This window comes from Providencia sp. wls1922 (genome assembly GCF_009706505.1).
GTDB lineage: Bacteria > Pseudomonadota > Gammaproteobacteria > Enterobacterales > Enterobacteriaceae > Providencia > Providencia lanzhouensis.
The window spans coordinates 1-15,468 of record NZ_WLUG01000094.1 but is presented as its reverse complement, the minus strand read 5'-3'; the positions used below and the strand labels follow the sequence as shown (position 1 = coordinate 15,468).

10 protein-coding genes are annotated in these 15,468 nt (G+C 39.1%); 1 reads left to right on the top strand and 9 read right to left on the bottom strand.

Going from position 1 to position 15,468, the window contains the following annotated elements; translation table 11 throughout:
• Position 1 precedes the first annotated feature (1 nt).
• The gene (gene hybO / locus GKR71_RS12275; protein ID WP_036956217.1) at positions 2-1,120 is read right to left on the bottom strand and encodes a hydrogenase 2 small subunit; all 1,119 of its coding nucleotides are present in this window, start codon (positions 1,118-1,120) and stop codon (positions 2-4) included.
• 619 nt (positions 1,121-1,739) lie between these two features.
• A complete protein-coding gene (gene hypF, locus GKR71_RS12270; RefSeq protein ID WP_108478452.1) occupies positions 1,740-4,022 on the bottom strand; it encodes a carbamoyltransferase HypF in 2,283 nt (760 codons plus the stop codon).
• A gap of 325 nt (positions 4,023-4,347) precedes the next feature.
• On the opposite strand from hypF, the gene GKR71_RS12265 reads away from it, so the two are divergent.
• Positions 4,348-8,223 (top strand): Ig-like domain-containing protein, encoded by a 3,876-nt coding sequence (locus tag GKR71_RS12265; protein ID WP_195848970.1) that lies wholly within the window; start codon positions 4,348-4,350, stop codon positions 8,221-8,223.
• A 64-nt stretch (positions 8,224-8,287) separates the two neighbouring features.
• On the opposite strand, the gene GKR71_RS12260 is transcribed toward GKR71_RS12265, so the two are convergent.
• The 7 genes from GKR71_RS12260 to GKR71_RS12230 all read right to left on the bottom strand — a co-directional run bounded on the left by GKR71_RS12260 (position 8,288) and on the right by GKR71_RS12230 (position 14,659).
• On the bottom strand, positions 8,288-9,142 hold the full coding sequence (locus GKR71_RS12260; RefSeq protein WP_036956210.1) for an MrpH family fimbial adhesin: 855 nt from the start codon (positions 9,140-9,142) through the stop codon (positions 8,288-8,290).
• 19 nt (positions 9,143-9,161) lie between these two features.
• Positions 9,162-9,674, bottom strand: coding sequence for a fimbrial protein (locus GKR71_RS12255; RefSeq protein ID WP_154634341.1), 513 nt, complete (start codon positions 9,672-9,674; stop codon positions 9,162-9,164).
• The gene (locus GKR71_RS12250) at positions 9,671-10,174 is read right to left on the bottom strand and encodes a fimbrial protein (RefSeq protein WP_036956204.1); all 504 of its coding nucleotides are present in this window, start codon (positions 10,172-10,174) and stop codon (positions 9,671-9,673) included. Before GKR71_RS12250 ends, GKR71_RS12255 begins: the two co-directional genes overlap by 4 nt.
• Positions 10,175-10,185: 11 nt before the next feature.
• Positions 10,186-10,668, bottom strand: a complete 483-nt coding sequence (locus GKR71_RS12245) for a fimbrial protein (RefSeq protein WP_036956202.1) — start codon at positions 10,666-10,668, stop codon at positions 10,186-10,188.
• 34 nt (positions 10,669-10,702) lie between these two features.
• A complete protein-coding gene (locus GKR71_RS12240; protein WP_108478449.1) occupies positions 10,703-11,443 on the bottom strand; it encodes a fimbria/pilus periplasmic chaperone in 741 nt (246 codons plus the stop codon).
• 22 nt (positions 11,444-11,465) lie between these two features.
• Complete coding sequence (locus tag GKR71_RS12235; RefSeq protein WP_036956412.1) at positions 11,466-13,937, bottom strand: fimbria/pilus outer membrane usher protein; 2,472 nt, start codon at positions 13,935-13,937, stop codon at positions 11,466-11,468.
• Between the two features lie 155 nt (positions 13,938-14,092).
• Complete coding sequence (locus GKR71_RS12230; protein ID WP_036956196.1) at positions 14,093-14,659, bottom strand: fimbrial protein; 567 nt, start codon at positions 14,657-14,659, stop codon at positions 14,093-14,095.
• Positions 14,660-15,468: the final 809 nt, after the last annotated feature.

Below are 15,468 nucleotides of genomic sequence, written 5' to 3'. Positions count from 1 at the left end.
GTTATTCTCCCCGTGAGTTGGTATCATTTTGACGTTTTTGACGCCCTAACTCACGTACAGCCATCACACTGACACCTGCCACCAGACCGACTACACCACCGATTAAGCCCACGGCAGTTGCAGAAACTTGTCCACCTTCTTTGTTATTCAAATCCGGTTTTTCGGAACGTGGTGTTTGGTTTTCCACATTCGCTAATTGGTGGATACCTTTGTGGAAGCCCACATTTTCTTCGTTACAGCCGTAGCATGGATGCCCGATTGCCACTGGCCACACGCCGCCAACGTCGCAAAATTGTAGGGTTGAACAGTTGCCGTAAGTTTCTGGCCCTTTACAGCCTAAATGGTATAAACACCAACCTTCACGGTGACCAGCATCGCCGAACTCTTTTGCGAAGCGCCCCGCATCAAAGTGTGGACGGCGTTCACAGTGTTCATGAATTAATCGACCGTACGCGAACATTGGACGATTTTTGCTATCCAACGCTGGTGGACGGTTATAGGTGATCAGGTGGGCAACTGTTGCTAAGAAGTTATGTGGGTTTGGCGGGCAACCCGGAATGTTGATAACGGTTTTATCTTTGATAACTTCATTTAAGCCAACCGCGCCTGTTGGGTTATCCCCAGCTGCCGCAACCCCGCCCCAAGAAGCGCAAGAACCGATAGCAATAATCGCAGCCGCGCCTTCAGCTGCCATGCGGATATGCTCAACGATAGGTTTTCCTGCCACCATGCAGTAAATGCCATCATCTTTCAGTGGAATCGAACCATCGACCACTAAAACATACTTACCTTTATATTTTTCAATAGCATTGTGCTTGTTCTCTTCAACCTGCTCACCAAAAGCCGCAGAGAGAACTTCGTGATATTCGAGAGAAATGGTATCGAGAATTAAATTTTCGAGGGTTGGGTGAGTCGCACACAGCAACGATTCTGTGCATCCTGTACACTCTTGAGCACCAATCCAAATGACGGGTGGACGTTCTGGATCACTCACCGCATCAGCCATTTGAGCGGCGGCTTTTCCACTTAACCCCATTGTCGCAGCAAGCGCTGTACACAACTTCATAAAGTCACGGCGATTAATGCCATGGGGAGAAAGAATAGAGTTATCTCCTGCCATTTCTATTTCCTATTATGAGTGGCTTAGAGCCTATTTATTAGGCTATTTTTCTTTACGATTTTGCATTCAAAAAATAAATAAAATCCGCCACATATTAGAAATATGCATAGGAATTTAGGTATTATTTGTATTCAAAATCGCTTCACCAATTACACCTAATAAGCTGAGGCCTTATTAGAATTACCTGATGTGTAAATATAAATGAGATCCTAGTCCTACCGCTTTTTAATCACTTGATCTTCATCAAGAGCCAATAAGAAATTTGGTCTTTTTTAAATTTATGATAGAAAAATCGATTCAGCGACAAGTTAAAAGATTATTTAACTTTTCATACTGATTTCAATTTGTTTAAAAAAATAGGAGATAAAATGTTAAAAAAAGATAACAAAAGTTTGTTATATCATGATGTTAAAATAAAAACCCATCCATTAGGTCTTATAGATAAGTATAATTAACCGAATTTCGAGTAACGTCTTATTTCAATAATGACTATTGTGGTAAAAACAAATAAGAATTAATATCAATTAAATTAAATACGAATGAATATCAAAAATAAATAAAGCTAAATTTATTTATTAATATATGTCTAATAAAAACAAATAAAGCCTGACTATTATTCTCAGTTATTTTTTTTCAATATTGCGGCAGCGATCGCAACTTGCCCCAATGCAAGTCCACCATCTCCCATCGGTAATTGACGAGCATGTAATACCTCAAGAGGCTGTAGATTCTCTATTAGCAAATGACGTAATAATTGGTTATGCAGAACGCCACCAGACAGCACCACTTGTTGAATGCTATACCGTTTCGCTTGTTGCAGCGCTAAATCCGCAAATCCTTGCGCCAAGGCTTGATGAAAAGCATGGGCTCGTTCCGCTCTCGGCGCATCATAAGCCAACCATTCATGCCAAAAGGTGGTTAAATCCAATTGATTATCCACCACCGGCATTGTGACAGGATGCTGCTGAACTGAGCTTTGCAATGCTAGCGCTTCTAACTGACAAGCCCCCTCGCCTTCCCAACTAGTTTGCTGAGGACAAATCCCTAATGCCGCTGCGATAGCATCAAATAATCGTCCTGCCGATGAAGCGGTTGGGCAGTTAAGCTTTCTAGCAATCGCTTTTTGTAATAGTGGATAAGCAAAAGGAGCGAGCGCCGAAGCAATGGGCTTTGTTTGCCAATCAGGCACAAATTTTTCTAGATGGGCCAATAAGTTACGCCATGGTTGGCGAGATGCTAGATCCCCCCCAGGCATGGCAACTGGCGGTAATCCACCAAGGTGCTGGCTAGAGGCATAATCGACAAGTAAGCACTCACCACCCCACAGCCGGTTATCATCACCAAAACCGAGACCATCCAGCGCCAAACCAATTACTTTTTCATTACCTAACGGAATTCCATATTCCGCCATCACCGCCGCAATATGAGCATGATGATGCTGAACGTGCATCATCGGGATATTCAACTGGTCACTTAAGGTATTACCGTAACGATGACTAACATAATTGGGGTGCATATCCCCTACTAGGTATTCAGGTTTAAATCGATAAATCGACTCAAATAGTGCAATAGATTGCTGATATTGTTGATAAATATCGATATCGTCCAAATCACCTAAATGCTGGCTCATCACCGCACTTTTATCTCTAAGCAAACAAAAGGTATTTTTTAAATCCGCACCTAGCGCCAAAATAGATGGTGAGTTTTCAAAGCCCGCTGGAAGGTCAATAGCATCCGGTACATAACCTCGGGCTCGGCGTAACATTTCCGCTTTTCCGGCATGGTAACGCACTAAAGAGTCATCCGCCCGTTGCACAATATCACGATTATGCATCAGCCAAATGTCTGCAATATTTGCTAAATCCGTGAAAGCCGTTTGCTCCGTCAGTACCGGAGGTTTGCCCGATGCATTTCCTGAGGTCATCACTAATGGTCTATTCACCTGCGCCATCAGCAAATGTTGCAGCGGGTTGGAAGGTAGCATTACCCCCACTTCCCGCAAATGTGGTGCGATATTTTCGCTTAATACGCTATTCTCCCATGCGTGAATAAGGACAATCGGTGCCGCCGCACTTTCAAGTAATGCACGTAAACCTTCAGTGACATCAACTCCTTGGTCTTTTAGCCAGTTGAGAGATGGGATCATTACCGCCAGAGGTTTGCTGGGACGGTGTTTACGTTGACGCAATTGTTCAACCACATGGAAATTAGTGGCATCACACGCAAGGTGAAAACCGCCAAGCCCTTTAATTGCTGCAATTTTGCCATTCAATAAGTCCGTCGCCGTTTGTTCTAAGGCTTGATGGTGAACCGCTAGAACCTTGCCATTTTTGTCACACAGCTGGATTTCAGGACCACAGGTTGCACAAGCATTTGGCTGAGCATGAAAACGTCTGTCTGCTGGGTTTTCATATTCTTGCTGACATTCAGGGCATAAAGGAAATGCCGCCATTGAGGTATTTGGTCGGTCATAGGGCATTTGACGAATAATAGTAAAACGAGGACCGCAATGGGTGCAGTTTGCAAACGGGTAATGATAGCGACGATTCGCAGGGTCAAACAGCTCGTCACGGCAGGCTTTGCAGGTTGCTGCATCGGGGATAACCTGAGTATCCATTCGTCCTGCACCACTATGACGAATCGTGAATTTTTCTGGCAACTCATCCCATTGAAAAGGTTGGGATTGAATAGATTCAATATGTGCAAGCGGCGGGCAGTGTTGATATAAAAGCTGAGTAAATAAAGGGATATCCGCAGTCTCTAGCAGGCGTACCAGCACACCTTCGCCATCATTACAGACGTCACCATTCAAGGCACATTGATGGGCAAGTTGCCAGACATAAGGTCGGAATCCAACCCCTTGAACCTTTCCTTTGATACGTAACTGTATGCCGTTTTTCACTCTAATGCCCTCTGGTGACTGAGATGCTATTCTCGCGCTTCTACGTATAAATAACCTGAGTTCAGATCAAAAAATAAAGCGTTTTTAAGTTTTCTTATGGCATATGAGTTCGAAACTTTATTTTAAAAATAACGTTTCATTCATTTTCAAATAATCAATTAAAAGACGAAAATAAATTAATCATTATTCCACCAATAAAAATAAATGTACCCTATAATTAAAAATCAAAAATAAATTTTAAAAAAAACGAAATCAACCCAGACAGATAAATAATATCAATATTTGATTATCATTAATGTAAGCATAGACAATGAAAATGAATACAATGAATAAAAAATTCACATCATTAATTTTACTTCAAATATCTTTTTTTATTTTTTGGAGTTTTTTTCCTATTGGTAATGCTAATGAAAACAAACAAGAACATTGGCTTATATTAGAAAACACATCAGAGCAATCTATTAATGACCTTCCTGAACTGCCAACAGAGTCAATAAATAAACAAGATAACAATCAGAAATTTATTGCTGAAAAAGGAAGCAAGTTAGGTACAATCCTGAGTAGTGAAAATAGCACCAATACTGCTAGAAATATGTTAGAAAATACATTAATGCAGAAGATTAACCGTGATATTAATAATTGGTTTAATCAGGTTGCTTATGCCCGCATTCAATTTAACACGGATAAAAGCGGTAATGCCGCTATCCTCTATCCCTTATATGATAAAGATAGCCATATTGTCTTCACCCAATTGGGATTACAAATTAATGAAGATCGTACAACAACGAATATGGGATTCGGTTATCGTCAGCTTAATAATGATTGGATGTGGGGAGTTAACTCGTTTTATGATTCAACATCTTCAAATAGACGCTTAGGTTTAGGCGCTGAAGCATCCGCTGATTTTATTAAACTATCAAGCAATGGTTATTTTCGCTTGAGTGATTGGCATGGTTCTAAATTAGATAATTGGCGTGATTTTGATGAGCGTCCAGCTAATGGTTTTGATGTTCGATTCGAAGGGTTTCTTCCAGACTATCCTCAATTTGGGGCAAATTTAAAATACGAGCATTATTATGGAAAGAATGTAAATATTAACAATGGTTCATATTTAAGAGACTTAAAAAATAACCCAAGCCTTTATAGTGTTGGCGTTTCTTATACACCAATACCGCTTGTAACGATGAAATTAAACCAGTCCGTAGGCAGCTCCAGCGATACATCTGCGATGCTCCAGATTAATTATCGGTTTGATCTTCCACTGAATCGCCAATTATCTGCTGACTCAGTCAAAAGTATGCGTTCTCTTACAGGATTACGTTACGACTTTGTCGACCGAAACTACGACATCGTCATGCAATATAAGAAACAAGAATTGCTCACCATTTCATTACCTAATGAATTAGAGGTGCAATCAAAGCAACAGATCAATCTAACCGCAACAATTATAAAGTCTAAATATGGCGTCAAAGACATTCAATGGTCAGCCCCTGAACTGATTGCTGATGGAGGAAGCTTTATTAAAACCTCCGTAAACAGTATCAAAATTGTTTTACCTCCCATTCAAAACAACCCTAAAACCTATACGGTAACGGCTATTGCAATCGATAATAATGGGAATAAATCGAATACGGCGACAACCCGTTTAAATGTAAAACCGATGTCAGGAATGATTTCTATTTTTACCGTCGTTCCTCAAGGCTCTGTGACAGCCAATGATTCAGATAACTATGAAGCAACCGTGACAGTCACCGATGCTGCCGGAAAAGCGCTCTCAAATACCAATGTCGAATTTACGTTATCAGGTTTCTCGCCATTATCCGCATTTACTTTATCTGGCAATAATATTTCCAGTGCTTCTCCGCTCACATTACCAACGGACAGTAACGGACAGATTATTATCAATATTTGGGGGCAAAAAGCCCAACAAGGATTATTGATTGCTAAATTAGAAGATGGTTATCAATCCAGCAAGCCTCTCCAATTTATCGCTGACAGTTCCACCGCCCAAATCATATCATCTGATATTGTCGTTATTGAAGATAATGCCGTCGCCAATAACAAAGCCACTAACCGAATTTCTGTACACATCACGGATAAATTTGGAAATTCACTAGAAAATCAATTGATTAGTGTATCAGCAAATAATGGCGCAACAGTGGGTAACATTACCCCTACCGATGCAAATGGCGATACGATTTTCTCTTTAACCAGTTTTAATGCGGGTAATAGTGAAATCACAATAACATTTAATGGCAGTCACCATACCGTCAACGTGATGTTTATGCCCGATAAGAGCACGGCTCAAATTGATAGTGCCAATATGATTTTGGTGAAGGATAACGCGACGGCTAATGGTGTTGATACGAATAAAATTAAAGTTATCGTTACGGATGCCCATAACAACCCGCTTCCAAATCAAGTAATTACAGTGACAGCAGAAAATGGTGCAATTATCAGCGCAATCTCGCCAACCAATAGTCAGGGAGAAACAGAATTTACGCTCACGAGCCTCAAAGCGGCTCAATATCGAGTAACCGCTGAAATTAATGGCAGTACCCAATCCCTAAACGTGACATTTGTTGGGGATAACAACTCTGCGAAAATTGATAAAAATGACATGGTAATCACCAAAAATAATGCTAAAGCCAATGGTGTTGATACCGATCGCGTCAAGGTTATCGTGACGGATAAAAATGGTAATCCACTTGCAGACCAAATCATTACAGTGAGTACCGATACTGGCGTGATTGTAGGTACTGTTTCACCAACGAATACTGCGGGGGAAACTGAATTCTCCATCACAAGCACTGAAGCTAAGCAATACAAAATAACGGCAGAGCTAAACGGAAGCTCACAATCTGTTTCAGTTGATTTTATTGCAGATACCAGTACAGCCCAATTAGATAAAAGTGCGATTACTGTCGTCAAAAATGATGCTAAAGCCGATAAAATCGAAATTAATCAAATAAAAGTCAAAATCATCGATGCCAATAATAACCCTATAAAAGGTCAAAGAGTCACTGTGACTGCGGATCCCCATATTGGCATTGGTCCAATTCCAGAAACCGATATTAATGGTGAAACCATTATTTCCTTGACCAGTAATCTGCCGGGACCCAGCGTCATTGCCCTGTCGATTAATAATAGTACCCAAGATGTCACCGTCACATTTACCAGTGCTATTGACCCGAGCAAATCAACTCTCACGCTAGATAAAACACGTATCGTCAATTCATCGGGTGCAACAGAGGATGGAAGAGCCACAATCACGCTCACTATGCTCGATAAGAATAATCAACCGATTACAGGGGTTAAAAATGATGTGAAATTTACCGCCAATAATAACGAACTTAAGATAAGCAATGTGACAGAAACCCTTCCTGGTCAATATACGGCGGTTGTCACCTCTTCCACTGTTGGTGATTACCAGATCACCGCAACAGTGCTGTATTCAACTTATACTGCCCAGTCACCAACAATTAGCGTGTATACCTATATATTCAGGTTAAGCAATTTAGATCATAAAATAGGAGTGACCGCCCTATATGATTATCAATTATTCGTTAAATCCAGCGATGGTGTAGAAAGTGAAATTCAATTAAATGCTAACCAAGTCAATTGGATATCCAGTAATACCAGTGTGGCGAGACCAATATCTCCGGGGGAAATTCAAGGTCTACAGAAAGGGATCGTCGATATTAGCGTTAGCAGTACTGGTACAGGTTATAAAGGTGTCCCTGTCACCGTCATACCCGCAAAATTGACCGTCAGTGAATTGAACATGTCACCAATATATGGTGATTCCACCAGCAAACCCAATTCAGCCTCTGAATACTTGATAGAGCCTCCTGGATATACGTTAACGGGTCAAGGGGATTGGGTCGTGGATTCTATCGGAAATTCCGGTGGAACGGGAGGAACGGCCACGACCATAACTAACACAGATTCGGTGACAAAAATTGATGTTATTGTGTGCCGCTTCCAAGGCGTACTGGTCATCGGTCAATTAACCTTCTACAAGCCCACAAGTAACCAGGTGATTGGAGAAGCACATAATACCTGCACTAATCCACAAACTTATGTCTACCAAATCCCATCGGGAGAACAATTTATCGGGTTTACAGGATGGAATAGTCAAACTTCATCAATCAATCGTGTTTTCTTGGGTGCAATTCGTTTTATTACCATTGATAGATAAAATGGCAGGGTTTCAGTCTCGATGTATTGACCAAAACCCTGCCATTGTCTTTTATGCTTGAATACTAAGGGAGCTCAACTGATAACAGGAAAATACCTGAATATTCATCCGGAGCAAGATCTTTGGTTTTTCTTAATGTGCTGGAAACATCAAAAGTTTGTTTCACAAATGAATCTACCGAAAGTATGGTTGATGGCGCACCATTGACTTTAATTTCAGACTCTAGCCCATCCGCCATAAAAATAAAGTTATCGTTATCTAACCCGGCGACAGCAGAAATTTTAACATCCGTTGGATTTGTGCAGCTGATCGTAAAGTTTTCTCTCACAGTATGACCATTCATCGAGCTATTGGATAATGTGCCGTGGTCAATGTAGTCTGGACCTTCAATATCACAGTTAGTAATAGCAGGGTCTAACGGTGAACAGAGAATTATTGGGTTATCTGCGGTTTGCTCACGCTGCATTTTTTGTCGATACAAAATACCTAAATTGAAGCAGTATCCAACTCCAGGCCTTCTCGGATAAAACTGCCAACGTCCCGGAATTTGCCTATTTAAAACGTTATCTTTTTCTAATGCTCTAGCCACTTCACTGAACGTAACGGGGCTTTCGTCCCATGAACTTCGCTCTCTTAATCTCACTGAGTGAGTATCAAAGTTAACAATGTGTGAGGTACCCGCACCATACCCACCATCTGCATAGGTTCCCCAAGATCCTAACTCTATATCACAAGGACAACTGCCTGTCGTTTGCACAGCCATCGGGCGATTATCGTGTTGTAAGTCCCCGCGTAAAATATATCGTGTGTCCATCCATGCGCCATGGTCAGTAACAAGCTCACCTTGCGCTGCAAATTCAGCCCGAGCAAATTGAAAAGACGATATCGCTAACAAACAGATAAGAATAAGTTTTTTCATAATATCCTTAACAACCGAGTTATTCGTAATAGATATTAAAAGTGGTGGTGGCGCTAAAATCCCCGAGTTTAATACTTTTATTTTTGATTGCGTCTTCTTCCCCCAAAATGGAAGCTTTCAGCGGGATCACGCTAGGGAATTTACTGCCGTTCATTCCAACAATAGGGTATTGGCTATTAATATCCACATTGCCATTATCGCTACTCAACACGATGGCATAGCCCAGATCACCGGGGTCACCATCAATTCGCAGCGAACCTTTAATTTTCGGGTTACTGATTCCCGTAAATGACATCGAAAATGAAAAATCAGGTAAAAACTCGCACTCAGAGAGTGTAATTTCAAAGACTTCAGAGATATCTCTTTGACGATAAAGGTCTTTATCATTGATCTCATGAAATGGCACCACCAGCTCCTCGCCGCCATTGACGATACAAGGAATGGCGTGTCTCAATACTCCAGAAAAATTCACCTCATCCGCGAACGCATTCCCGGAGAAATAAAGTAATAGAGTAAAGAAGATTATCTTCATGGATAAGCAACCGTTAATGTCGCGCTAGCGGTAAACTCGCCCGGCTCGACACGAGCAGAACTTGAGCTACTTTTTACTAATGCCGCCTTCAGATCAGGTTTTTTATAGTCAGATTCATAGGTGTATACAAACGTATCGTTCACTTTCAATGTGTCTGAATCATAATAAATTTGCAGTGCAATATCTCTTTGTTCATTAATTGCTAATAAATCATTATCAAAGTAAGAACGTTTGCCTTCAAAACTGAAAATCACATCCATTCCAGATGAGATATTGTCGCATTCCCATTCAAAATCGATATCTTCTATATATTTTGTACCATCTTTGGTCGGCACTAACGAAACCACCAAGTCATCACCAAAATCCACCTCAATCGGGCGATTATTATTGATGACACATGGCGTTCCCTCTATCAAATTTCCTCTAAAGCTCACTTTGACAGCCTGTGCCACACTTGTGTATGCCAGAAATAAAACGAATGATAACAAGAGCTTTTTCATAAGATAATACCTTAATGATATCCTACAGTTAGTGTTGCAGCAGTAGAAAACTCACCTCCAACAGGTCTTATCCCATTAGCCAGTGCCAGTTCTGCGGTTAAAGAAGGTAAAGATTGGATATTATCAATCTCATATTGAGAACCGATATCCATAGGCTTGTTATCAATATACAGTTTGATATTCAAACCCGGTGTATCCGCGACTTTCAGGCTGTTTGAGGTTTCCCCTTTAACGCCTTCAAAAGCAATATACAGCTCATCAAATCGCGAATCACAACTTAAACTATAAGGAATTTCCTCTGTGTATTTACCTGACTCAATTTGCCCAATAACGATGTCATCGCCAAAATCCACATAGATATCTTCGTTATCATTCAATACACATCCGCCAGATAAAACATTCACTCTGACTGTCACAAACTTCCCATCCGCAAATGCAGTCACAGATAAAAAAAACAGTAAACTAAGACAAAACAGGTTCTTAAATTTAAACATTCGATTTATCCATTTCTCTCATTTGCTTATGGGATTAGTTAGCCGCTTGAGCGTGACACTCTGTTGCAGAACAGACAAACGGAACATCAACCTGACCGCCGTAGTCATTGATGTAATTAATCACTGGCGATGAACCTAATTGATCTGCGGTAATTGACAGTTTTTGCTCAGCAAATGGCGCAACGTCTACAGCAACAAAACTTTTTGCTTTCTCTGCGTTGGCACTTTTTCTAATGTTGTTTAATACCACGTAGTAAGCCGTTGGGTTTTTGGCATAAATAGCACCGCCTTTTTTGACTAGCACTAATTTATTCTGCCACGGCGCATTTTTCATTTGCGTGGAATCAACCGCTAAAGAAGCTGGACGATAGAACAACTTCACACGTGTTTGTAATGCAATTTGCAGTACGTTAGATTTTTTACTTGTAGGTGGAATTTCTCTTAAATTAAAGAAAAACAGGCTTTCTCTATCTTGAGGCAATTTCACTATGTCTGGTAAAGCTTCAATACGCAATTGGCTTGTTTGCCCCGCATTAATTCTTTGGATTGGTGGTAAAATCGTAAAATAAGAGGTTAGCTTTTCGCCTTTTTCATCTTGAAACCAGCCTTGCGCCAAATAAGGCAGTTGGTTATTTTTATTACTTACCGTTAATGAGACTGAATTGCTATCGCCATTATAAATAATACGCGTTCTGTCCATTGAAATTGCAGAATAAGCATTCGCAGTCACGAAGCAGCTAAGTAATAATACGGATAATTTTTTCATCATAAACATTAGCCTTCTTTTAAGATTATTATTAATTACATGGTAAGAGCAGTTTGTCGTAAATATTATGCTCTTCGATATTTTGTGGGAATGTAATCGTACATTCAGAACCTTGCCATAATACTTTCATTGCCTCACCCGGTCTTATTCCACCGATGTAAGCTTCACCTTGGTCACCCACAATACCGGTTGTCTTGCCAGCATTATTTTTAATATCCGCAGCAAATGGTGGGTAACTTCCATCTTGTAATCTCAACATCACCATCATTTTGATCCCAGAAATAACATCAAAACTACGATAACCTATTGCCCCTTCAGTGAGTGTGGTTCGTGTTACGGAATCCGCAACCTCAACATTCTTAGGTAATTTATTAATATCAACAACGACGTCTGTCTTATAGTAGCTATTAATATCTGGTACAACGACTTTTCCAGAACCACTAGAGCGTAAATGTGTGCCGTTATATTTTACAGGGACATCTTTAACGCCATTTGTATCAACAAAAACTCGTGTTCCACCTGTTGATGTGACTGGATGCATTCCTATTCCGTACCCCGTCAATGTTATGCCGCCTTGGACATTCGCAGATAATGACATTGAGTTATTACTTATATAGTTATAGCTGGTATTAAAGTCATTCATATTGCCTTTATGGCTATAATAGCTACTAAATATTCCGCTATGTCGATTATTACCGATAGAAAGTGAAAGGTTATCTTTATTTTCAAGACGCTCATTCACTGTCACTTTATTCGTATTATCGTTCTTACCATTATACGTTGAATAATTGACATAAGTTCCTGATGCTAATGGAACTGAAAGGCTGACATAAACTCCGTTATCTTGATAACCCTGCATTTTGCTATTAAACATGTTGATAGACAGACCGATATTATGAAACTTGCTGGTATCAAAATATTTCGAAAAGGTCATGTTATAGCGATAACTATTTGGGCGATTCCAATAGGTTTGGTGCGTGTAGTTTAAATTTATGGATGAACGCCAATCAGTAAAGTTTTTACTTAGTGATGCAGAATAAGAGCCTTTATTGTGTCCTGCATACATAATATCTTTTTGGTCATTATAAGTAAGGAAGTCACTCATCGTCATAAATTCACGATCCATAAAACGGTATGCGGACAATTGAATTTGACTATTACTTCCTTCGAAGCTTTTATAATAATCGACTTTAAATGCTTTGCCTTTTAAGGTCGGTCCATCTGTCAATGCTGCTATTGAATGATTAAATGAAAATGAGATTGCACCAAATTGAAACAAATCACGTCCAACACCAGCAGCAAAAGAGTTAAATCGACTACTATTTAGTGCGCCACCAAAAACTGACCAACCATTGCTAACGCCCCATGAAACCTCGCTTTGTGCGAATGCATCCCCCATAACATGGCGATCCATATCCGTTGGTCTACCTGCGCTCACTTTATAACGCACAGAACCTGGACGAGATAAAAAAGGAATGTTTCCAGCTTCTACTTCAAATTCTGAAACACGCCCATCACTTTCTTCAACTCTGACTTGTAACGTCCCTGAAATACCGCTATTTAAATTTTGGATTCTAAATGGACCCGCAGGAACTAAGCTTTCATAAATAACGCGTCCATCTTGGCTAATTTTGACTACCGCGTTCGTTTCTGCAAAACCCGTCACCTCTGGTGCATATGAACGTAAGCTCGGCGGTAACATATTGTCGTCAGAACGTAATGAAATCCCAATAAACTTGAAGCTATCAAACAAATCTGTTTGCAGAAAATCTTCACCTAGAGTTAATTTCGATTTTAAGCTGCGAATAGCTCGATAAGCATAAATATTCGTCCATTTAATATCATGAGTATCATCAACTCGACTATTTTGTGCATGGTTATATGAACCTTGCCAAAAACCCCGTAAACGCCAGCTATCAAAATTAGCGCCAACCGCCCCTAATCCTGAAAGGAAAAAAGTATTGTTCGATTTGTTATCACCTAAACTATGGTTATATTGTGAGGTCAGATTATAGTCAAAAATAATACCTTTAATGCCATCTTCCCAACGAGATGCTGATTCCCAGTCGTTGGCTGAATATTCCTGGTAACTTTTAGGAATATTAATAATTAATGTTCCGGTCGATAAATTAGGTGTTACTGACATTCCTTCTAAGCTAGCAATATCTAAACACTCTAAGCCATCAATAGTATTCCACTGTAATACACTTTCAGCTTCCGAATTTAAGTCAAATTTCTCGACAATTTCATCCGTTAAACACGCTTGTGATTTTTCTTCATAACTCACAACGGTTATTTTCTGCTCAGGTATATACGCATTATTTATACTTAGTTTAAAGGGGTAAATGCCAGGAACAATATAAAGATCTTGTGAAAAAACTGCCAAATTAATATTTTCTCTATCTTCTGCGTTCAATATATTAATATTGAAGTCCACAGCCTCTTCAGAGAGAGCAATTAATGGATTCAGCAGCAATAAAGATACCGTGATGAGTTTTTTCATGACTTTATTTTTTATTAACATTTAAAAACACAGAACACATAATTTTATTATTAACTTTTTTCATTACGATGTCCTTAAATTTTAATAAATTTTCTAAGCTGAAGTAATGATTGGTCTCATTACTTCAGCTTACCGTTAATAACTAATGCATTAAATTAGTTATACGACAATACGAAATCAGTTACCGCTTGGAATTCACCTGCAACAATATCAACCGGAGCTTCTGGTTTACCTTGGCTACCTAAACCTTTCACATATGCAGCAAATTGCAGGGTATTAGTTGTTCCTTGCAGTTTGTGCTCAGATTTAGTGACTTCATTTAATACGATTGGGTCATTGTTGCTATCTACGATCTGGATACCTGCACCTGCAGCAGTACCTGTAATAGCTAATAGTGATTTAGGATCATTTGTAGCGGCCGCGCCTGAAAATGTAATATTCACGGAATCACCTGTTTCTACAGTACAGTCAATTAATTTAATATCGAACATAACTGGTGAAGATTGACCGTCTGAAGTACCACCATTTTTTAACACCACATCAGCGATTTGACCTAAATCTACAGTTTGGTCAATAGAAGATGGGTCAATAGAACAAGGTGCAGTGATGATGCTACCAGTGAAAGTAACTTTACCATTACCGTGGTTAACTGGTGCTGCGTTTGCACCAAAACCAATTAATGTCGTTGCTGCGATAGCCATAAGAGTTTTATTTAATTTCATTTGGTAAATCCTCAATTAAGTCGTAATTTAAAGAAAAAAGATAATAAGAATTCCTGTAATTAATTATTAATTACAATAGAAGCTTAAATTTCAGATACGAGACATAGTTAAATATACTTAGGTAAAACCACGATATATTTATGAATACGTTAATTAAATCTTTTTGCCTTTTGAGCTTTGGTTCACACAAATACTATAATTACACTTAAAAGCTGTAAAGTCGCCATCACCTATCGAAAACAAGAAGTTCAATAGGCAGTTATTTTTTGATACATTTACTCATATTAAGATTATTTTGATACTATATAAATCAATCAGTTACAGATAATGTGTCATTGATTCATACTTAACAACATTTCTTTCACATACATCGGACATTACTTTTTTGCAATTGGTTACATCTTTGACGCGTATTATTATCTTCAATTATCCAATTACCACAATTTAGCGTAATAGTTTTTTTCGGTTTTAATCCAAATTTATATGTATCAAAAAGAAAATGGTTAATTCTAATTTAACCCCATCCGCTATTTTTTCTAATAAATAAGAACTCAGTCTCATTTATTATACCTAATGAGAATTATTCAATGTGAATAAAATATATTCTGGTCTAATCAGTATTTCATTAAGGTACTATTTCACACTCAAATATGATGACCATAGTGATTATTTCAGGGATGTATTGACTGGTATATAAGAATAGCTAGGTAGGAAATTAGAATGGCAAATGCTCTTTAGGTAAAAAGAAACACGAAGGCTCAAATGCATTCATTGAGCCTTTATCAAATCAGATGAAATGCATTGAAACC

Coding starts and splice junctions, on each gene's coding strand:
- hybO (WP_036956217.1), bottom strand. CDS start 1,120: ATGGCAGGAGATAACTCTATTCTTTCTCCCCATGGCATTAATCGCCGT.
- GKR71_RS12265 (WP_195848970.1), top strand. CDS start 4,348: ATGAATAAAAAATTCACATCATTAATTTTACTTCAAATATCTTTTTTT.
- GKR71_RS12260 (WP_036956210.1), bottom strand. CDS start 9,142: ATGAAAAAACTTATTCTTATCTGTTTGTTAGCGATATCGTCTTTTCAA.
- GKR71_RS12255 (WP_154634341.1), bottom strand. CDS start 9,674: ATGAAGATAATCTTCTTTACTCTATTACTTTATTTCTCCGGGAATGCG.
- GKR71_RS12250 (WP_036956204.1), bottom strand. CDS start 10,174: ATGAAAAAGCTCTTGTTATCATTCGTTTTATTTCTGGCATACACAAGT.
- GKR71_RS12245 (WP_036956202.1), bottom strand. CDS start 10,668: ATGTTTAAATTTAAGAACCTGTTTTGTCTTAGTTTACTGTTTTTTTTA.
- GKR71_RS12240 (WP_108478449.1), bottom strand. CDS start 11,443: ATGTTTATGATGAAAAAATTATCCGTATTATTACTTAGCTGCTTCGTG.
- GKR71_RS12235 (WP_036956412.1), bottom strand. CDS start 13,937: ATGAAAAAACTCATCACGGTATCTTTATTGCTGCTGAATCCATTAATT.
- GKR71_RS12230 (WP_036956196.1), bottom strand. CDS start 14,659: ATGAAATTAAATAAAACTCTTATGGCTATCGCAGCAACGACATTAATT.